We start from the raw sequence: 19,304 nt of genomic DNA on the forward strand, positions 1-19,304 counted from the left end.
ATTTTCATCGGACTTCTCCGCGAAGCGGCAGGGTCTCCGCCGAAAGATCTTCGACAACACGCGCCATCGTTGCCTCGAACGATGCGTTGAAGCGCGCCATCTGGTTCGCGATCAGAGTGTGATCCCCTTTCTTGGCATTTTCCTCGAGTGCCGCGCAGGCGTCGCCCAACAATAGCGCACCCACTGCACGCGCCGACGACTTCAGCCTGTGCGCCGTCGCCGCGATGACGTGAAGCTCGCCGCGCGTTTCGGCGTCCCCCATCGTCGTTGCGTGCCGCCGGGCTGACTCCGCGAACTCCTGCAGGAACTCCCGTATGACAGTTTCTTCCTCGCCGACCAGCTTCGCAAGCGCCGACAGATCCAGCAGCGGCAATTCGCCGGTCGGTTCGAGGCCGATGCGTTGCGCGGCTTGTCCGGCCGCACGCGGCACCTCACCCTCCGGCAACCATTGCCGAAGGGTGGCACTCAGGGCCTCGAGCAGCACGGGCTTCGTCAGGTAGCCATCCATTCCTGCCGCATACGCACGGCGCTCCTCGCCACGCAAGGCGTTCGCCGTCACGGCCACGACCGGCGTCCTGCCCTTGTCGCCCTCCTCGTGCCGGATCGACTCGGTGAGCCGGTAGCCATCCATCTCGGGCATGTGGATGTCGGCCAGCACCAGCGCGTAATGACCCTTGCGCCACATCTGCAGTGCCTCGACGCCGTCGTTCGCAAGCACGGCCGCGTATCCGAGCAGCGCGAGCTGATGGATCAACACCTTGCGATTGACTTCATCATCGTCAGCGACCAGGATCAGGCGACCTTCGCGACGGGCCTGCTCGATGTCGGGCATCGTCAGCGTGGCAGCCTGCTCGGAAACAGGCAGGAACGAGGGAAAGATCTCGGGCGAAGCAAGTCCCGCTGCGACGGCCACGGCGCGCAGCAGGGCGTGCCTGCGCAGCGCATTGCCATCGATCGTGACCGTGTGCGGGTCGCTGATGCGGGGACGCTGGCGGCGTCCCCGCTTGATGCAGACACGCCGGACGCCCGCGAGCGTTTCGGCAATGCGCTGCTCGTTCGCGCCAGTGCCGACGAAGCCGATCACGATCGCCGACGCGCCGAGAGCCTGCACGGCCGCAGCGGCTGCGCTCACATCGGCTGCGACATGCACGTGCGCGCCGGCATGTTCGAGATAGATGCGCAGGTCGTCGGTCGCCAACTCCGCGTCATCGATGAGGATGCAGCCGACGCCGGCGAGCTGCGGGTCCGGTTGCGCAGCCTGTACCTCGGCGGGAGTGAACGGCAGTGTCACCGTGAAACGCGCCCCCTCGCCGGGGCGGCTCTCGACGGCCACGTCGCCATCCATGAGCGCGACGAGCCGCCTGCAGATCGCGAGCCCCAGCCCCGTCCCGCCGAAGCGCCGCGTCGTCGAGGTCTCGGCCTGCGTGAAGGGATGGAAGAGCTCATTTACCTTGTCGGGGGCAATTCCGATTCCGTTGTCGGACACGGAAATGGCAACGCGCAACGGGTCGCGCTGTGCCACGGCCACCCGAATTCCGACCCGCCCGCGGATGCCCGGACGCCCCGCCGAAAACTTGATTGCATTGCCCACGAGGTTGTACAGGACCTGCCGCACACGCATCTCGTCGGCCATCAACAGTCGCGGAAGGTCGGGCGCGACGAAGATCGAGAGATCGACATCACGGCCGTTTGCGACCGGTGCGAGCGACGTGGCCAGCCCCTCGGCGAGTTCGCCCAGTGCGACCGGCGCCATATCGAGCTCGAGCCGTCCGGCCTCGATCTTCGAGAAATCGAGGATGTCGTCGATGATTTCGAGCAGGGTCGACGACGACGAACGTATGGTCGCGATCAGATCGGCCTGTTGCTCGGTCAGCCCGGTGTGGGCGAGCACGTCGACAAGCCCCACCACGCCGTTCATCGGCGTGCGGATTTCATGGCTCATCGCGGCAAGGAACGCGGACTTCGCGCGGCTCGCCTGCTCGGCATCGTCGCGCGCCTGCTGCAGCGCAGCGATCAGCGTCCTGCGCTTGGTGATGTCGTGCAGGGTGCCGATGAAGAATCGCTCCTTCCCGATGCTGTATTCCGCGACACTCAGTTCCAGTGCGACGGCATGGCCGAGCTTGTGCCGCCCCTCCACCTCGCGGCGCGTGCCGATGATGTGGCGCTCGCCGGTCCCGACATAACGCCGCAGGTAGTCGTCATGCTGTTCGCAGTGCGGTGACGGCATCAGCATCGCGACGTTCTGCCCGACGAGTTCCTCGGGCGAATAGCCGAGCACCTGTTCGATGGCCGGGTTGGCGCGCTGCACCACGCCGCGCTCGTCGATCGTGACGACGCAGTCAAGCAGGTGATCGAGCACCGCGCGGAGTTCTTCCTTCTTCGCGTGCAATGCGTCCAGCGCTGCGGTCCGCTCTTCGACCCGGCGTGCCAGCACCGTATTCAGCTGACCAAGGCGCAGCGCATGCTCGTGACGTTCGGTACCGTCTGTCGCGGAACAGAACATCAGGCCGTCGGGCTGCGGCAAGACCTTCCACTCCAGCCAGCGCCAGGAACCGTCCTTGCACCGGTAGCGGTTTTCGAAGCCCTGCATCGGCGTTCCCGCGGCGAGCTTGGCGAGCTCGGCCTGTGTAGCCGCGTGATCGTCGGGGTGAACGAAATCGAGGAACGGATGTGCAAGGAATTCTTCGTCGCTCCACCCGAGCGTTTTCCGAAAGGCCGGATTGATGCGCTTGAAGTAGCCGTCGAAACTCGCGATACCCAGCAGGTCCAGCGAGAGGTTGAACAGGCGGTCGCGCTCGTTCTCGGCGCTGCGCCGCGCCCGGAGTTCGTCCTCGAGCTCCGCGGTGCGTTGCGCCACCGTCCGCTCGATTCCCGCCGCATAGCCGGCGGTGCTGAGCGCGCCAAAACTCACGAGGAGCGCGACGAGAACCGAGAACACGTGAAAGATGTGCGACTCGGCCCCGTAAGCCATGGCGGCGAACCCCGGGCCCGGCTGCATTTCGAGCCGGAAGCTGCGGCCGGCGACCTCGATGTCGCGCGTCACGAGCGGCGGCACGTCCGCCGTCAGGTCGTCGACCAGCGTGTACGCGGTCTCGCCGCCGGTCACGTCCCGAACACGGCAGAGCACCCCGCGCGCCCTCGCCGCGTCGAGGAGGGGGGCGAGGAGCGCCGCGACGTCATAGACACCGACCACGTACCCACGGGTCTCGCTGTCCTTCGCACCCGCCGCCGCGGCCCCCGCGGCGTCCTTCGCAAGCACGCGCTGGAACACCAGCAGGGACGGATTCGGGCTCCGACGGAGACGGGGTCTGTAAAACAGATGGGGAGAGCCCGGATCCGACGCATGGTGCATGTCTTCCATGCGCTCGAAATTGAACGCGTGATCGAGCCCCAGGATCATCCGGTTCTTTTCCAGTGGCTCGGTAAACAGCACGGGGTAATACTCCGGCCGATCCCGTGCCGGAAGCGGGCTGCCATCGGTGTCGGGTTCGAAGAGCCGGTAGTCCGGGACGCCGCCTGCCCGTGCAGCCGATTCGAACGCGGCGCGCTGGTCGCGCAGGACGCGCGGCGCCCAATCCACGGACGACAGCGCCGGATGACGCGTTATCCAGCGGGTATACGTGGCGAACTCCTCGCGCGTCAGCGTGGCATTTGCCGAAATGAAGCGTTCGACACCTTCCAGCATGGCGACCACATTCGGCAAAGGCAGGAGGCCCAGCTCGACGACCTCGTCAATCCGCAGGGCGATGTCCGCACGCTTTCGCTCCGCCTCGATGCGATGCACCCCGACCCTGCCGACCCCGAGGAGAATGGCAGTGGCGAGCAGGGCGGCGGCGACACGGAGACCGCTTCGGCCGCTGGCTGTCCACGCCGGCCGAACGCCCGGCATGACGAGCAGGCCGAGGGGCGCGAAGAGGATCACGCCGATCGTATCGCCGGCCCAGACTGCCAGCCATTCGTCGGCAGCATTGACCGAAGCGAGCCGCTCGAGTCCGACCAGGGCACCGATTCCGAAAGTAGCCGAAGCGACGCACGCAACCGGTCCGGTCAGCAAAAGAATCCGGACGAGCCTCCAGTGGCTCGCAAGCGCAAACGGCGAGCGAAGGTAGCGACGGGTGAACCATGCGCCGAGCACCGCTTGCAGGGTTGCGCCCGTGGCCCAGAACCCGGCGACGAGTCCGCCCACGGTCGTCGGATCGAAAAGCAGGCTGAACAGGAACGCCCCCAGCCATACACCGGGAAAGGCGCGGATCCCGAACAGGATCAGGCATACCAGCGCCACCCCTGCCGGCGGCCAGAGCGACGTGGCAATACCCGGGGACGCCCCCAGCGGCTTCGAGATGAGCGCCGCCGCAGCATAGACGGCCGCAACGAGAAGGATGCGCGTCCACAGCCTGTTCCCCACGAGCGCAGCTGCCGGATCGACGGCGGGAAACGCGGTTTCGACGCGCGTCGGCTCCTGCTCGAACGGAGCATGGCGCGAACCGGCATGCACGGGGGATGCGGTGCGGGTCATCGGCGATGTTTTCGGCATCAGGCCAGCGGTTGTTCGTCGCGATCCGCGTGGTTCATCTGTCACCCACGAACGACCAGGCGGCCCTTCGCATTCTGGCAAAAGTGAATTTCGGATTCAATAATGCGGCGGAATCTCGTCGCGCAGATCGCGGCGCTCGCCGGGCGAGCCTGCCGCGATCTGCCGGTGCAGTTCCAGGATCTGCTGCTGCAGGCGGTCGATCTGCTGTTGCTGCCTGAACACCGTGAGATTGAGCTCGTCGATGGTGTCCTCGGCCAGCGCGAGCTTGCTTTCGATGCGGTCGAGACGCTCATCCATCACGCCTCCTCCGCCACGACGGTCACGTCGCCGAGGATGGACTTCGCCACCGCCTCGGCCACGCGGATGCCATCGACACCCGCCGAGAGGATGCCGCCCGCGTAGCCCGCGCCCTCCCCGGCCGGATACAGGCCCTTCACGTTGAGGCTCTGGCAGTCGGCGCCGCGCGTCATGCGCAGTGGTGACGAGGTGCGCGTCTCGACGCCGGTGAGCACCGCGTCGCGCATCGAGAAGCCCTTGATCTGGCGCTCGAAGGCCGGCAAGGCTTCGCGCACCGCTTCGATCGCGTAGTCGGGCAGGCTTGTCGACAGGTCGCCGAGCTTCACCCCCGGCTTGTACGAAGGTTCGACCGAACCGAGCACGCTCGACGGCTGGTTCCTGATGAAGTCGCCGACGAGTTGCCCCGGCGCGATGTAGTCGCCGCCGCCGAGCTCGTAGGCGCGCGACTCCCACTGCCGCTGGAACGCGATGCCCGCCAGCGGGCCGCCCGGGTAGTCGTCCGGCGTGATGCCGACGACGATGCCCGCGTTGGCGTTGCGCTCATTGCGCGAATACTGGCTCATGCCGTTCGTGACGACACGGTTCGGCTCGGACGTCGCGGCGACCACCGTGCCGCCGGGGCACATGCAGAAGCTGTACACGGACCGGCCGTTCTTCGCGTGATGCACGAGCTTGTAGTCGGCCGCGCCGAGCAGCGGATGGCCGGCGTTGGGGCCGAAGCGCGCCTTGTCGATCAGGGATTGCGGATGCTCGACGCGGAACCCGACCGAGAAAGGCTTGGCCTCCATATACACGCCGCGCTCGTGCAGCATCTCGAAAGTGTCGCGCGCGCTGTGGCCGAGCGCGAGCACGACGTGGTCGCTGCGGATCTCCTCGCCGTTCGCGAGCACCACACCGCGCAACTGGCCGTCCTCGATCAGCACGTCGGCCACGCGTTGCTGGAAGCGGATCTCGCCGCCCAGCGCGATGATCTCGGCGCGCATGGTCTCGACCATGCCGACGAGGCGGAAGGTGCCGATGTGCGGCTTGCTCACGTACAGGATCTCTTCGGGCGCGCCCGCCTTCACGAACTCGGTCAGCACCTTGCGCCCGTAGTGCTTCGGGTCCTTGATCTGGCTGTAGAGCTTGCCGTCCGAGAAGGTGCCCGCCCCGCCCTCGCCGAACTGCACGTTGGACTCGGGGTTGAGCACGCTCTTGCGCCACAGGCCCCAGGTGTCCTTGGTACGTTCGCGCACGGCCTTGCCGCGCTCCAGCACGATCGGGCGGAAACCCATCTGCGCGAGGATCAGCGCCGCAAAGATGCCGCAGGGGCCGAAGCCGACGACCACCGGGCGATGCGCAAGCCCTTCCTGCGCCTTGCCGACGAAGCGGTAATTCGTGTCCGGCGTCTTCGTCACGTTGCGGTCGCCGGCGAACTGTGCGAGCAGCGCCGCCTCGTTCGCGACGGTCATGTCGATGGTGTAGATCAGCGTGATCGCCGTGGCCTTGCGCGCATCGTAGCTGCGCTTGAACACGGTGAACTCGCCGAGTTCGGCTGGCTTGATGCCCAGGCGGGCGACGATGGCGTCCCTCAGGGCGCCCTCGGGGTGGTCGAGCGGCAGCCTGAGTTCGTTGATTCGCAGCATTGGTGATTCCGGTTGCAGGTTCTCTGGGACGTGCCGGGCACGTCGAAGCCCGCGATTTTAAACGGGATTGCCTGCCGTCACCGCGTTTTCGCGCGTCCGCGCGGCCATGCCCCGGAGCACTGCGACCAGAATTGTCCCGACCGCCATCACCGCCGCCGCCATGTAGAGGCCGTCGGCGTAGCTGCCGCCGTGTGCCGCGAGCGTGCCGGTCACGGCCGGGCCGGCGATCTGCGCGACGCCGTAGGCGATGGTCATCTTGCCCATCATCTTCGCCGGGCGGGTCGGATAGTAGCGGCCGGCCATCGTCAGGACGAGGCTCACCGCACCGATGAAGTTGCCGCCGAAGAGGATCGCGCCGGTGAACGCCGGGATCAGCCCGCCCGCAAGCGGCAGCAGCATGCCGACGATCTGCAGCACGAAGGACAGCAGCAGCGAGTTCAGGTAGCCGACGCGGCGCGCGATGAAGTCCCACACGATGCACGCCGGTGCCGCCGAGAGGCCGAGCACGAGGAACACGAGCGCCCCTTGCCCGCCCAGGCCGGGCAGTTTGTCGATGATCGCGACGATGAAGGTCGCGCTCACGACGTAGCCGATACCGGCGCAGAAGTAGGCGGCCATGAACACGCGCAGGAAGCCCGCACCGGGCGGGTTGTCCTCCATCTTCTGCCCGCCGACCGTGACGGCCGTGGCGTCGGGCGGGGGCAGCCAGCGCCACGCCGGGATCAGCAACAGCACGCCCAGCACGCTGAACACGAACCACTGCGTGCGCCAGTCCAGCCACTGCGTCATCAGCGCCACCGCGGCGGCGCAGCCGGCAATGCCGAGACCGATGCCGGTGAAGTGGATTCCCAGCTCGGAACGGTGCTGGTGGCGGATGAGCCAGTTGAGGATCAGCCCCGTGCCCAGCAGCATGCCCCCGGCGGTGCTCAGTCCGGCAAGGAAGCGCGACACCGACCACCAGAAGACGCTGGTCGTGAGGCCCATCATGATCGTCGTAAGCACGGCGACGACCAACCCGATGCGGTAGAGGCGGTCCTTGAGCACGAGGTCGCTGATCATCGAGGCGACCAGCGCGCCGCTGAGGTAGCCCGCGTAGTTCCATGCCGCCAGCCAACCGGCGTCCGCCACGCCGAGGCCCGCCTGCTGCTGCATCAGCGGAAGCAGCGGCGTGTAGGCGAAGCGCGCGACGCCCATCACCAGGATCAGGCTCAGGACGCCCGCCCCGAGGACCTTCATCCGCTGCATCTGCTCTCTCATCGAGGGTTGTCCTTATCGTTGGTCTCGATACGGTATGGTATGGAAAGCGGCGGCGCAAGCTATCCTGATTCCGACACGAACCCCCTTGATACGCCCGAGCACGTGCCGGACGGAATACGACATCCGCCGCGTGACGCACGCCACGCCATGCACGGATCGTTACGCATCGGGGTCCGGGCAAGACCGGAGTGCTTCTCTATACTGGGAGCGCTGCCCGTTCAATCCTCGAGGAGAGCGCGATGTCCGCCCACACCTACAAACTCGTCGAAATCGTCGGCTCGTCCCCGGACAGCGTCGATGCCGCGATCCGCAACGCCATCGAGACTGCCGGCAAGACGGTTCGTCACCTGGACTGGTTCGAGGCGACCGAGATCCGCGGCCACATTGCCGACGGCAAGGTCGCGCACTACCAGGTCAAGCTGAAGGTGGGGTTCCGGCTGGAGGACTGATCCCGCGGTCGCCTTCGAGCATCGCGCGGCGCGTCTCGGGCGTCTCGAGGCTGATGCGGCCGAGCGCGCCGCTGCGGTAGTCCGTGAGCAGGATCTGCGCGGCCTTCTCGAGGTCGGGTGCCCCGCCCTTGAGGCGGCAGCCGCGGCGCGCCGCAACGGTCTCGACGACGCCGACGCCGTCGAGCGCCTCCATGCGCTCGGGCGCGATGCCGTAGCGCCTGGCGACGAGATCGGGATAACGCTCCAGCAGCAAGTTGCCGAGGAAGGCGGCGACCTCCTCGTCGATCACCGCGTTGCGACCGATCGCATGGCTCGCCGCGAGCATGAAGCCGTCCGAGTCGTGCTCGATCTTGGGCCACATCAGGCCCGGCGTGTCGGTGATCGTCATGTGCGAACCGAGGTCGAAGGTCTGCTGCTGCTTGGTCACCGCCGGTTCGTCGCCGACCGCCGCGACGCGCCGCTTCAGCAGCGCATTCATGAGCGTCGATTTGCCGACGTTGGGGATGCCCATGATCATCAGGCGCAGCAGCTTCGTGCCGTCGTTGCGGTGCGGCGCGAGCGCCTGGCACAGGCCCGGCACGCGCGCGACGTCACCCGGCTTCTTGCACGACAGCGCCACCGCCTTCACGCCCGGCTGGGCGTTGAAAAAATCCAGCCAGGCGCGCGTCGCCACGGGGTCGGCGAGGTCGACCTTGTTGAGCAGCTTGAGGCACGGACGCTGCCGGAACAGGCGCAACTCGCGGATCATCGGGTTGCTGCTCGCCTCGGGAACGCGGGCGTCGAGCACCTCGATGACGACATCGGTCATCGCCATGGTCTCGGCCGCCTTCTTGCGCGCCGAGGTCATGTGACCGGGAAACCACTGGATGGACATCTGGAACGTTGGCGGTGGACAAGGCGCGCATTATCGCCTCGTTCGGTCCGCGATTGGGGCAAAATGGCGGCCTTTCGAGGGGCAGTGAATGAATCGTGACGAAGTGATCGCGGCGACGCGGCAGTGGATCGAGAAGGCGGTGATCGGGCTCAACCTGTGCCCGTTCGCGAAATCGGTGTACGTGAAGAACCAGGTGCGCATCGTCGTCAGCGAGGCGAAGCATGTCGACGCCTTCCTCGAGGACCTCGACCGCGAACTCGAATTCCTCGCCGCCGCCGACCCGGCCGAGGTCGACACGACGCTCCTCGTGCATCCGACCCTGTTCCCGGACTTCCTCGACTTCAACGAGATCGCCGGCATCGCCGAGGAAGCGGTCGAGGAGCACGAGCTCGAGGGCATCCTGCAGGTCGCGAGTTTCCATCCGCGCTTCCAGTTCGAGGACACGGCCGAAGACGACATCGAGAACTTCACCAACCGTTCGCCCTTCCCCACGCTGCACCTGTTGCGCGAGGAAAGCATCGAGCGTGCGGTCGCGGCTTACCCGGAAGCCGAGGCGATCTACGAGCGCAACATCGAGACGATGCAGAAGCTCGGGCTGGAAGGCTGGAAGGCGCTGGGCATTCCCGGCCAGTGGGACCAGGTGGGGGACGAGAAGAAGTGAGCCGCGCACGCCACAAACCGGCGTCGACGACGCCTGTCGCGCCTGCGACGGCGATCCCGGACGTCCGGCCGGGGCAGTCGATCGAGCTCCTCAAGGAACTCCACATCCTCACGCGCGACGGCAAGCTCAACCAGGACAGCCGGCGCAAGCTGAAGCAGGTGTACCACCTCTACAACTTCATCGAACCGCTGCTCGATGAAGTCATGTCGGCCCGCGGCGATCTCACGCTGGCCGACCACGGCGCGGGCAAGTCCTACCTCGGCTTCATCCTTTACGATCTCTTCCTCAAGGCGCGCGAAGGTGCGCAGGATCGCGGCCACATCTACGGCATCGAAACGCGCGAAGCGCTCGTCGCCAGTTCGCGCGAGCTCGCGGCGAGGCTCGGCTTCGAGCGCATGAGCTTCCTGAACCTGTCGGTCGAGGAATCCATCCACTCGAGCGAACTGCCCGAGCGCATCGACATCGTCACCGCGCTGCATGCCTGCAACACCGCGACCGACGACGCGATCCGCTTCGCGCTGGAGAAGCACGCGCGCTTCATCGTGCTCGTGCCCTGCTGCCAGGCCGAGGTCGCCGCCACGTTGCGCAAGCACAAGAACGAATCCTTCGGCCGCACGCCGCTGTCCGAGCTGTGGCGCCATCCCATCCACACGCGCGAGTTCGGCAGCCAGATCACCAACGTGCTGCGCTGCCTGCTGCTCGAGTCGCACGGCTACCAGCTCACCGTCACGGAGCTCGTGGGCTGGGAGCATTCGATGAAGAACGAGCTGATCATCGCCCGCGCCACCGGCCAGCGCCGCGGCAACGCGCGCGAGCGGCTGGAGCAGATCCTCGCCGAACTGAACCTGGAAGACTTGCGCGAGCGCTTCGTCTATTGATCCGGATTCGGGCGGTCAAACTTGATCGCGGTGAAGTACGGAGTGGTGGCGCGCTGGTAAGCTCAGGGTTCATAAACTGACTGCGGCGCACAACCATGTCCGATGTCCCCTTCCCCGTCCTGGTCGCCGCCGTCTTCCTGTTCGGTTCGCTCGCCATCGTCCACCTGGCCATGCGGCATCAGGATGCGCAGCGCGCGCTGCCCGAACGCGATCAATACCTCGCTACCCACGGTCTGCAGTCGGTGAGCTGCGCGCATTGTCAGTCCACCGAGACGCGCGAACTCGGTCTCGACGATGCCGAGGACGATAGGCGCATCGTGGCCTGCGCCCGCTGCAACAAGCTGCTTTTCCGCTACACACGAGGCGTCTCGCTACGCGAATAGAACAATCGGGTTTCTGCAGGGTCAACGGGGCATCGTCGCCCCGGAGTCCGTCATGGAACTCGCATCGCTGACCTCGTCCCTGCTCACCCGGTTCGGTGTTGCCACGGACCGCTTCGACCACGGCGACATCGCCGTCCATAGTCCGATCGACGGCAGCCTCATCGGTCACGTCGCCTCGACCTCCCGACCCGCCGCGGAAGCGGCACTCGCCACCGCGCACGAGGCCTTCGAAGCCTGGCGCATTGTCCCTGCCCCGCGGCGCGGAGAACTCGTCCGCCGCTTCGGCAACCTCCTGCGCGAATACAAGACCGATCTCGGCACGCTGGTCACGATCGAGACCGGCAAGATCCGCCAGGAAGGCCTCGGCGAGGTGCAGGAGATGATCGACATCTGCGACTATGCCTGCGGCCTGTCGCGCCAGCTCCACGGCCTGACGATCGCCAGCGAGCGGCCCGGTCATCGCATGATGGAGCAGTGGCATCCGGCGGGCGTCGTCGGCGTGGTGTCGGCCTTCAACTTCCCGGTCGCGGTGTGGGCGTGGAATGCCACGCTCGCCTGGGTGTGCGGCGACAGCGTGGTGTGGAAGCCGTCGGAACGCACCCCGCTCAGCGCCATCGCCTGTGCGGCACTCTTCGAGCGCGCCTGCCGGGGGCTCGGCGAGGCGCCGAACGGGCTGCTCGGCCTCCTGACGGGCGGTCGCGCGCACGCCGAGCTGCTCGCCGACGACCGGCGCGTCGCGGTGTTTTCCGCGACGGGTTCGTGTGCGATGGGGCGTGCGCTGGCGCCGCGCGTTGCGGCACGTCTCGGTCGCTCGATCCTCGAACTCGGCGGCAACAATGCGGCGATCGTCTGCCCCAGCGCGGACCTCGCCCTCGCCGAGCGCGCGATCCTCTTCGCGGCTGCCGGCACCGCGGGCCAGCGCTGCACGACGCTGCGGCGGCTGATCGTGCACGAATCGATCGCCGATGCGCTGATCGAGCGCCTGCGCGCCGCATGGCGGCGCATCCCGGTCGGCAATCCGCTCGATGCGACCTCGCTTGTCGGCCCGCTGATCGCGCCGGCCGCGGGTGAAGCGATGGCCGCGGCACTGTCCGAGGCGGCCGCCGCCGGCGCAACGCTGTTCGGTGGCGATCCGGTGACGGTGCACGGCTGTGAAGGCGGCTGCTACCGCCGTCCCGCGCTAGTGGAGATGCCGGCGCAGACCGACCTCGTCCGACGCGAGACTTTCGCCCCCATCCTGTACGTGCTGCGCTACTCGAGCTTCGACGAGGCGATCGCGCTTCACAACGACGTGCCGCAAGGCCTGGCGTCGTCGGTCTTCACGCAGGATCTCGGCGAGGCCGAGCGCTTCCTCTCCGCTGCGGGCAGCGACTGCGGCATCGCCAACGTGAATATCGGCCCGTCCGGCGCCGAGATCGGCGGCGCGTTCGGCGGCGAGAAGGATACCGGCGGCGGCCGGGAATCCGGTTCGGACGCGTGGAAGGGCTACATGCGGCGCGCGACCTGCACGATCAACTATTCGGGCGCCCTGCCCCTCGCGCAAGGCATACGTTTCGGGCTCGACGAGTCCTGAGGTGGCCGTGACGTCCTACTGCGCGTGCGGGCCCGGAGCCGCCTCGCGTGTTACGAGCAGCTGGTCGATCCGGTAGTTGTCGATGTCGACCACCTCGAACTTGTAGCCGCCGTAGATCACGGAATCGGTGCGCTTGGGCACCTTGCGCAGCGCATACATCATGAATCCGGCGAGCGTCTCGTAGTTCTCGCTGCCTTCGAACTCGTCGATCTCCAGCGCATGCATGACGTCCTCGATCGGCGCGATGCCGTCGATCAGCCAGGAATCGCCGTCGCGCTCGACGATGAGCTCCTCCTGCAGCGTGCTGCCCAGCTCGCCCATCACGGTGTTCATGACGTCCTGCAGGCTCAGCAGGCCGACGATCAGCGCGTATTCATTGACGATCAGCGCGAAGTCCTCGCGTGCGGCGCGGAAGCGGTCGAGCGCCTCGAACAGCGTGAGCGTGTCGGGAATGACGAGTACGCTGCGTACCATCGGGTCCGCGCGCAGCGAGAGTTTCTGCCCCGACAGGATGCGCCCGAAGATGTCCTTCAGGTCCACGTAGCCGACCACCGTGTCGATCGTGCTCTCGCACACGGGGAACTTGCCGTGCGGCTGTTCCGTGAGTTTCTTGCGGATGCTCTCGTCCGATTCGCTGAGCGTGAAGAAGATGATGTTCTCGCGGTTCGTCATCGCCGACCCCACCGTCCGCGTATCGAGCTCGAACACGTTGGCGATCAGTTCGCGCTCCTGGTTCAGCAGGGTGCCGGTCGCGGCGCCGGCCTCGGCCATCGCGACGATGTCGTCCGACGTGATGTCCTCCGCACGCACGTTGGGCAGCTTGAAGAGCGCGAACAGGCGGTTCGCCAGTCCGTCGAAGAACCACACCGCCGGGGCGAAGATGATGAGGAACAGCCGGATCGGCTTGACCACCGCGACGGCGACGCGTTCGGGCGCGACCATCGCCAGGCGCCGGGGAATGAGGTCGGCAAACAGGATGAAGAGCGAGGTGACGACCGCGAAGGACAGCACGAAGCTGAGCGAGTCGAGCAGCGGCCCGTCATACACCAGGGCAATCAGCTCTGAGAGCGCGGGCGACAGCGCCGACTCGCCGACGATGCCGCCGAGGATCGCGATCGCATTCAGGCCGACCTGCACGACGGTGAAGAAGTGCCCCGGGTTCGCCTGCAAGGCCAGCACGCGGGCGGCCTCGGCGTCACCGCTGTCCGCCATCAGGCGCAGCTTGATCTTGCGTGCCGCCGCAAGCGATATCTCGGAGATCGAAAAGAACGCACTCAGCGCGATGAGCACGGCAATGATCAACAACTGATTCGACAAGCTCACGATGAAACTCCGGATTCACCCGCAGCAGGTCGCGCGCGGCGATGCGCTCGGCGCCCCGTCGCGCCGGCCTTCGTTATCCGACGATACCCACACTCCTTGCTAATGCCAAGCGCTTCGGTCTCATACGTGGCGAAATCCGGCCGGGAGCGCTAGCTGCGCGCCGACATCAGGCGCTCCGGCTCGACGGCCACCGTTGCGGAGCCGTCCGTGATCCACACCTGCCCGTCCTGCAGCGTGCATTGCAGCCGCATGCTGCGCGCCGTCAACGCGGCGAGCGCCGGCGGAATGTCGCTGGGCACGTTCAGCACGGTCAGGTTCGTCAGCCGCGTGAGCTTGTCGCGGATGCCGTTCCACCAGACGTCGGCGGCTCGCCCATAACTGAGCACGACCACCTCGCGCGCGCGCCCGCAGGCCTTGCGGATCCATTTCTCGTCCGGCTGGCCGACGTCGATCCAGCGCTCGACGAGGCCGGTCAGGTCCTTCTGCCACAGATCCGGTTCGTCTTCCACGCACAGGCCCTTGCCGAACGCCAGCGCCGGATCGGCATACAGCGCGAACGCGAGGATCCGCACCATCATCCGCTCGTCGGTTTCGGAAGGATGGCGCGCGAGCGTCAGATTGTGGTCGCCGTAATAATTGCGGTCCATGTCCGCGACCGCAATTTCCGCCTTGTAGATGGTTGCCTTGAGGGCCATGTCGTTGTTTGTCTCGTTGCTGCGGTGGGTGGTCTCGGGCGAATCAGTGCGTCGAACTGCCGCCCGCACGGCGGGCCTGCTGCCATCCGAGCACGGCCTGCGTCGCATGGGCCATCACGCGGTCGCGGAATTGCGCGGGGAGCTCCTTCGCCAGGGCCCCGAACAGTGCCTCGTTCATTTCGCGCGCCAGCCCGTCGGCGGCCAACCCCTCGGCCAGACACTGGATCTGGATGTGCGCGAGCGCATCCGCCACGAGACGCCAACCGAGGACCGGCATCATTTCGGTCAGCGCGAACATCATCCCGCCGAGCCGCGTGAGGATCGCCGTCGCCTGTTCGCGCTCGTCGCTCGCGATCATCGCGTGCCACAGGGCGAGGTGGATGCCGCGTCGCAAGTCGATCTTGAAATCGATCGCATTGCCCTCCGAGGCGTCGAGGGCGGCGAACTGGCGCTGGAAGCGCGCATCCTGTTCCGGCCCGAGCGCGGTGCGCAACTCCCCCAGCAGTTCCGACAGCCCCGGGATCGCCACCAGGCCGAAGGCCTGGCTGTACGCGAGGCCCCACTGGTCGAGCCCGGAGACGAGCATCGCGAGGCGCAACGCGCGGGCGTCATCTCCGTCCGCCGCCCGGCTCCAGTTGCCGAGCGCCGTCGCCAGGGCCTCCACGCCGCGGGCGCGGCCGGCATCGTCTTCGTCGAGCGTCAGGCGAAACACCTGGGCGAAGCCGTCCTGCGCCATGCGCGCGGCGAGCTTCTGGACGTCGACGGCGGCCAGGGTGGCGAGCGAGTCGGTCGGGATCGATTCGGCGGGGGCGTCTTGCGTCATGTCTGGTGTCCGGGCGAGAGGGCCGCAAAAAGGGTCGCAAAAGGGTGCGAAGGGGCCGTATTCTGAGCCGCCCGCGCCCGGACGGCAAATCCGGCCCCATCGATTCACGGCGGACGTGACCGCCGCACTTGTGCAATGCGCCATTCCTGACAGAATGCGCCCATCCTGCCCTCGCGACGCCGACGACCATGTCCGACCTCCCCTTTGAATCGCTGACCCCCGACCTCATCCTCGATGCCATGGAGAGTGTCGGACTCGGGCCGGACGGCCGCATGCTGGCGCTGAACAGCTACGAGAACCGCGTCTACCAGATCGGGATCGAGGACGCCCGGCCGGTGGTCGTCAAGTTCTACCGCGCCGCACGCTGGAGCGACGAAGCGATCGCCGAGGAGCATGCCTTCGTCAGCGAGCTCGCCTCGCGCGAGATTCCGGTGGTCGCGCCGCTGGTGCTCGCCGGCGCCACCCTGCACCAATTCGCGGACCAGCGTTTTGCCGTGTTCCCGCGCGTCGGCGGCCGCGCGCCCGAGCTATCCGATCCGGCCACGCTCGAATGGATGGGGCGTTTCCTCGGGCGCATCCACGCCGTCGGCGCGCTGCAGCCCTACCTCGCGCGCCCGACGCTCGATATCGCCACGTTCGGCGTCGAGCCGCGGCGATACCTGCTCGACAACGGTTTCATCCCCGCCGACCTGCTCGCCGCATGGACCAGCACCGTCGACCAGGCACTCGACGGTGTGCGGCGCTGTTTCGACCGCGCCGGCTCCGTCGCACACATCCGGCTGCATGGCGACTGCCATGCCGGCAACGTGCTGTGGAGCGAATCCGCGGACGCTCCGGGGCCGCAGTTCGTCGACTTCGACGACAGCCGCATGGGCCCCGCCGTGCAGGACCTGTGGATGCTGCTTTCGGGATCGCGCGAAGACATGAGCCGGCAGCTCGGCGACGTGCTGGCCGGGTACGAGGATTTCCACGAATTTTCGCCGCGGGAATTGCACCTCGTGGAAGCGCTGCGCACGTTGCGCCTGATCCACTATTCGGGGTGGATCGCGCGCCGCTGGACCGACCCGGCCTTCCCGCGTGCCTTCCCCTGGTTCAACACCCAACGCTACTGGCAGGACCGCGTGCTGGAGTTGCGCGAGCAGATCGCCGCAATGGACGAACCCCCGCTCTGGTCCGTGTGAGCGCCCGAGGACGGCCGGTCGGGCGCGAACACAACGCGGTGGGGACAGGGACAGGATCGCGCTATACCATGTAAACTTCGCGCCGCTTCACCTGAAACCGGCCTTTCAACCCCTCGAGGCAGGAAGTGTCCCGATGAACGACTTCGACGAACACCACCCGCCCTATCCGCGCTGCACCGGCGTCGGCATCCCGCGCAGCGGGCGTTTCGACGCGGCGGCTTTCGAACGTGCGGTCGGCGACCTCCTGGCCGCCTGCGGCATCGCGCCCGACACCACCCACATGGGCCGCACCGCGACACGCGTGCGCGAACTGTGGCAGCGCAGGTTGCTCGGCGGGTACGAGCTCGATCCGGCCGAAGCGCTCGGCGAAGGCTTTCCGGACGAGCGCTCCGACATGGTCGTGATCCGCGGCATCGCCGTGCATGGCGTCTGCCCCCACCACCTCGTGCCTTTCCGCGGCGTCGCCCATGTCGCCTATCTGCCCGGCGGGCGCCTGCACGGATTCGGCCGTATTGCGCGCCTCGTCGACGCGATCGGGCACCGCTTCACCTACCAGGAGTGGATGACCCGCGACATCGCCGACGCGCTGTTGCAGCACGGCCATGCGCGCGGCGCCGCCTGCATCATCGAGGCCGAGCAGCTGTGCCTGCTGCTGGGCGAGGATCGGCGCGGCGACGAGCGCGTCGTCACGCAGGCCTTTGCCGGTGAATTCGAGACGCGCGAACACCTGCGTGCGGAGTTCCTCCACGCCGTTGCCGGCCGCAATCCACGCTGACCAGCACTGCTCCGTGCAGGGTGCTCAGTGCAGGGTGAAAACCGGCGCCGGCGGTTGGCCGACTTCGATCATCACGACCTCCTTGCCGCGCAGCATCACCGAGCCGCGCACGCGGTCGTTGCCCGAAACCGAATACTCGAATTCATAGACGCGCTGCGGGCACAGGCGGCCGTCTTCATCGCGAACGAGCCTGAAGGAACGGCTCGAAACGGTCTCGTCGAGGAACTGCACGCCTTCGCGGCGGCACGCTGCCCGCGCCGCCTGGACGCCGATTTCCCGGGTTCGCACGCCGTCCAGCCAGAACCAGCCGCACAGGCACAGCAGCATCAGGGCTAACAGTTCGGCGAAGCTCATCGCAGGGGATTCCGTTGGATTGAATTCGAGCCGCGTCGTGATCAGAGCGCCACGCGGCGCATCACGAAGAAGAACGCGGCACTGAAAAGCGCCGACAGCGGCACCGTGAGCAGCCAGGCGACCGCGATGCGCATCAGCTGCTTGCGCGTGACGAGTTCCTTGCGATAGACCTCGCGCAGTTCCTTGCGCTCCCGCTTGGAAAAATTCGCCGGATCCATGTTCTGCTTCGAACGTGCCTTCAGGTCTGCCAGCAAGGCCTTCTTTTCTGCAACGCTGGCGGGCTCGAATCGACGCAGGAAATCCTCGATTGCCGCCTGGTCCGCTTCCGGATGCTGTGCCTTCATATACACGATCATCCGCTCGTGCTGCCCCTTCAGGTATTCGCGCAGTAAACCGACGCCGATGACGGCCCCGACCGCAATATGCGTCGAGCTCACCGGCAGGCCGAGCACGCTGGCGGTGATCACCGTCACGGCCGCAGACAGCGCAACGCTGAACGCGCGCATCTGGTCGAGTTCGGTGATCTCCTCCCCGAGCGTGCGGATCACGCGCGGACCGAACAGCGCGAGCCCGACACACAGGCCCAGCGCGCCGATCGTGAGCGCCCAGAACGGAATCGGCGTCATCGGCGACACCGGTGCCCCCCCACGAGCCAGCGAATCGATGATCGACGCGAGCGGCCCCACCGCGTTGGCCACGTCGTTCGAGCCGTGCGCAAAGCACAGCAAGGCCGCGGCAAAGCTCAGCGGGAGGTTGAACAGTCGATTCACGCCGGACTTGGTATTCGCGATGATGTAAGCCGGACGCGACAGGCCGCGTTGCACGAGGAAGAATACCGGTCCGGCGACCAGGATGCCGCTGCCTGCGGCGACGGGGAAGCCCGCGGCCCAAACGCTTCCGAAGCCCTTCATCAGCAGGAAGGTCCAGAAGGACCACGCCATGAATGCCACGAGCCCCGGCAAGGTCCGCCGCGCCGCGGCAACCATGTCGGCCTGATAGGTGATGCGGCGCTTGATCAGGTACAGGAACAGCGCGGCGAACGCTCCGGCGAGGACCGGCGACACCACCCAACTTGCGACGATCGTGCCGACGACCGGCCAGTTCACGATATCCGTTCCGACCGCCGCGACGCCCGAACCGAGCACGGCGCCGACGATCGAATGCGTGGTCGACACCGGCATGCCGAAAGCCGTCGCGACGTTGATCCACAGGCCGCCGGCCAGCAGCGCCGCCATCATCACCCAGACCATGGTGTCGCTGTCGCCGATGTGCGCCGGACTGATGATGCCGCTGCGAATCGTCACGATCACGTCGCCTCCGGCGATCAGCGCGCCGGCCGCCTCGAACACCACGGCGAGGCCCAGCGCCCCGACCAGCGTCAGGGCATGCGCACCCACCGCGGGTCCGACGTTGTTCGCGACGTCGTTGGCGCCGATGTTCATGGCCATGTAGCTTCCGAGAACCGCGGCGATCACCAGCAGGACGCCGCCATCGGGGCCGCCTTTCACCGCCGCGTACAGCATCACACCGACGACGAACAGCATGGTCGTGCCCAGGCGCAGCAACTCCCCGTGCCCCTGGCGCGTCGCCTTGTCGATTTCGTCGATGTGCTTGATTTCCAA

General features: G+C 67.0%; 17 protein-coding genes. 7 read left to right on the top strand and 10 right to left on the bottom strand.

All coding sequences use genetic code 11. The annotated features are described in order from the left end of the window. Positions 1-4: 4 nt before the first annotated feature. From GPA22_RS03240 to GPA22_RS03255, 4 genes are all read right to left on the bottom strand, one after another. On the bottom strand, positions 5-4,516 hold the full coding sequence (locus GPA22_RS03240; RefSeq protein WP_169254666.1) for a PAS domain S-box protein: 4,512 nt from the start codon (positions 4,514-4,516) through the stop codon (positions 5-7). 114 nt (positions 4,517-4,630) lie between these two features. Further along, positions 4,631-4,831, bottom strand: a complete 201-nt coding sequence (locus GPA22_RS03245) for a SlyX family protein (protein ID WP_169254667.1) — start codon at positions 4,829-4,831, stop codon at positions 4,631-4,633. Further along, complete coding sequence (locus tag GPA22_RS03250) at positions 4,831-6,456, bottom strand: NAD(P)/FAD-dependent oxidoreductase (RefSeq protein WP_169254668.1); 1,626 nt, start codon at positions 6,454-6,456, stop codon at positions 4,831-4,833. Before GPA22_RS03250 ends, GPA22_RS03245 begins: the two co-directional genes overlap by 1 nt. Before the next feature lie 57 nt (positions 6,457-6,513). After that, positions 6,514-7,713, bottom strand: a complete 1,200-nt coding sequence (locus GPA22_RS03255; protein WP_169254669.1) for a YbfB/YjiJ family MFS transporter — start codon at positions 7,711-7,713, stop codon at positions 6,514-6,516. Positions 7,714-7,952: 239 nt separating this feature from the next. On the opposite strand from GPA22_RS03255, the gene GPA22_RS03260 reads away from it, so the two are divergent. Then, positions 7,953-8,162, top strand: coding sequence for a dodecin (locus tag GPA22_RS03260; RefSeq protein WP_169254670.1), 210 nt, complete (start codon positions 7,953-7,955; stop codon positions 8,160-8,162). On the opposite strand, the gene ylqF is transcribed toward GPA22_RS03260, so the two are convergent. Next, entirely contained in the window at positions 8,128-9,036 is a 909-nt protein-coding gene (gene ylqF / locus GPA22_RS03265) for a ribosome biogenesis GTPase YlqF (RefSeq protein ID WP_169254671.1), read from the bottom strand. The two genes, GPA22_RS03260 and ylqF, sit on opposite strands and share 35 nt — an antisense overlap. An 88-nt stretch (positions 9,037-9,124) precedes the next feature. Here ylqF and GPA22_RS03270 point away from each other — a divergent pair, with 88 nt between their 5' ends. From GPA22_RS03270 to amaB, 4 genes are all read left to right on the top strand, one after another. After that, on the top strand, positions 9,125-9,697 hold the full coding sequence (locus GPA22_RS03270; protein WP_169254672.1) for a DUF1415 domain-containing protein: 573 nt from the start codon (positions 9,125-9,127) through the stop codon (positions 9,695-9,697). Continuing rightward, a complete protein-coding gene (locus GPA22_RS03275) occupies positions 9,694-10,575 on the top strand; it encodes a class I SAM-dependent methyltransferase (protein WP_343035938.1) in 882 nt (293 codons plus the stop codon). Before GPA22_RS03270 ends, GPA22_RS03275 begins: the two co-directional genes overlap by 4 nt. 95 nt (positions 10,576-10,670) lie before the next feature. After that, on the top strand, positions 10,671-10,958 hold the full coding sequence (locus GPA22_RS03280) for a hypothetical protein (RefSeq protein WP_169254673.1): 288 nt from the start codon (positions 10,671-10,673) through the stop codon (positions 10,956-10,958). Between the two features lie 52 nt (positions 10,959-11,010). After that, positions 11,011-12,531 carry an L-piperidine-6-carboxylate dehydrogenase gene (gene amaB / locus GPA22_RS03285; RefSeq protein ID WP_211168906.1) on the top strand — a complete coding sequence of 507 codons (1,521 nt, stop codon included), beginning with the start codon at positions 11,011-11,013 and terminating at the stop codon, positions 12,529-12,531. A gap of 15 nt (positions 12,532-12,546) precedes the next feature. On the opposite strand, the gene paeA is transcribed toward amaB, so the two are convergent. From paeA to GPA22_RS03300, 3 genes are all read right to left on the bottom strand, one after another. Further along, the gene (gene paeA, locus GPA22_RS03290; RefSeq protein WP_169254674.1) at positions 12,547-13,854 is read right to left on the bottom strand and encodes a polyamine export protein PaeA; all 1,308 of its coding nucleotides are present in this window, start codon (positions 13,852-13,854) and stop codon (positions 12,547-12,549) included. Between the two features lie 149 nt (positions 13,855-14,003). Continuing rightward, the gene (locus tag GPA22_RS03295; RefSeq protein WP_169254675.1) at positions 14,004-14,549 is read right to left on the bottom strand and encodes a YaeQ family protein; all 546 of its coding nucleotides are present in this window, start codon (positions 14,547-14,549) and stop codon (positions 14,004-14,006) included. 43 nt (positions 14,550-14,592) lie between these two features. Further along, positions 14,593-15,372, bottom strand: coding sequence for a hypothetical protein (locus GPA22_RS03300; RefSeq protein ID WP_169254676.1), 780 nt, complete (start codon positions 15,370-15,372; stop codon positions 14,593-14,595). A gap of 188 nt (positions 15,373-15,560) precedes the next feature. Between GPA22_RS03300 and GPA22_RS03305 the strand changes: the two genes are divergently transcribed. Further along, positions 15,561-16,553, top strand: a complete 993-nt coding sequence (locus GPA22_RS03305) for a serine/threonine protein kinase (RefSeq protein WP_169254677.1) — start codon at positions 15,561-15,563, stop codon at positions 16,551-16,553. A gap of 133 nt (positions 16,554-16,686) precedes the next feature. Continuing rightward, positions 16,687-17,328: a GTP cyclohydrolase I FolE gene (gene folE / locus GPA22_RS03310; RefSeq protein WP_169254678.1), complete on the top strand. Its 642-nt coding sequence runs from the start codon at positions 16,687-16,689 to the stop codon at positions 17,326-17,328. Positions 17,329-17,352: 24 nt separating this feature from the next. On the opposite strand, the gene GPA22_RS03315 is transcribed toward folE, so the two are convergent. Continuing rightward, on the bottom strand, positions 17,353-17,682 hold the full coding sequence (locus GPA22_RS03315; RefSeq protein ID WP_169254679.1) for a DUF3301 domain-containing protein: 330 nt from the start codon (positions 17,680-17,682) through the stop codon (positions 17,353-17,355). A 41-nt stretch (positions 17,683-17,723) separates the two neighbouring features. After that, a complete protein-coding gene (locus tag GPA22_RS03320; RefSeq protein ID WP_169254680.1) occupies positions 17,724-19,304 on the bottom strand; it encodes an inorganic phosphate transporter in 1,581 nt (526 codons plus the stop codon).

This window comes from Aromatoleum toluvorans, from assembly GCF_012910905.1.
Lineage (GTDB): Bacteria > Pseudomonadota > Gammaproteobacteria > Burkholderiales > Rhodocyclaceae > Aromatoleum > Aromatoleum toluvorans.

Bases quoted from the DNA above. Each gene is read 5' to 3' on its own strand.
- GPA22_RS03240 (WP_169254666.1), bottom strand. From the start codon at position 4,516: ATGACCCGCACCGCATCCCCCGTGCATGCCGGTTCGCGCCATGCTCCG.
- GPA22_RS03245 (WP_169254667.1), bottom strand. From the start codon at position 4,831: ATGGATGAGCGTCTCGACCGCATCGAAAGCAAGCTCGCGCTGGCCGAG.
- GPA22_RS03250 (WP_169254668.1), bottom strand. From the start codon at position 6,456: ATGCTGCGAATCAACGAACTCAGGCTGCCGCTCGACCACCCCGAGGGC.
- GPA22_RS03255 (WP_169254669.1), bottom strand. From the start codon at position 7,713: ATGAGAGAGCAGATGCAGCGGATGAAGGTCCTCGGGGCGGGCGTCCTG.
- GPA22_RS03260 (WP_169254670.1), top strand. From the start codon at position 7,953: ATGTCCGCCCACACCTACAAACTCGTCGAAATCGTCGGCTCGTCCCCG.
- ylqF (WP_169254671.1), bottom strand. From the start codon at position 9,036: ATGTCCATCCAGTGGTTTCCCGGTCACATGACCTCGGCGCGCAAGAAG.
- GPA22_RS03270 (WP_169254672.1), top strand. From the start codon at position 9,125: ATGAATCGTGACGAAGTGATCGCGGCGACGCGGCAGTGGATCGAGAAG.
- GPA22_RS03280 (WP_169254673.1), top strand. From the start codon at position 10,671: ATGTCCGATGTCCCCTTCCCCGTCCTGGTCGCCGCCGTCTTCCTGTTC.
- amaB (WP_211168906.1), top strand. From the start codon at position 11,011: ATGGAACTCGCATCGCTGACCTCGTCCCTGCTCACCCGGTTCGGTGTT.
- GPA22_RS03295 (WP_169254675.1), bottom strand. From the start codon at position 14,549: ATGGCCCTCAAGGCAACCATCTACAAGGCGGAAATTGCGGTCGCGGAC.
- GPA22_RS03300 (WP_169254676.1), bottom strand. From the start codon at position 15,372: ATGACGCAAGACGCCCCCGCCGAATCGATCCCGACCGACTCGCTCGCC.
- GPA22_RS03305 (WP_169254677.1), top strand. From the start codon at position 15,561: ATGTCCGACCTCCCCTTTGAATCGCTGACCCCCGACCTCATCCTCGAT.
- folE (WP_169254678.1), top strand. From the start codon at position 16,687: ATGAACGACTTCGACGAACACCACCCGCCCTATCCGCGCTGCACCGGC.
- GPA22_RS03315 (WP_169254679.1), bottom strand. From the start codon at position 17,682: ATGAGCTTCGCCGAACTGTTAGCCCTGATGCTGCTGTGCCTGTGCGGC.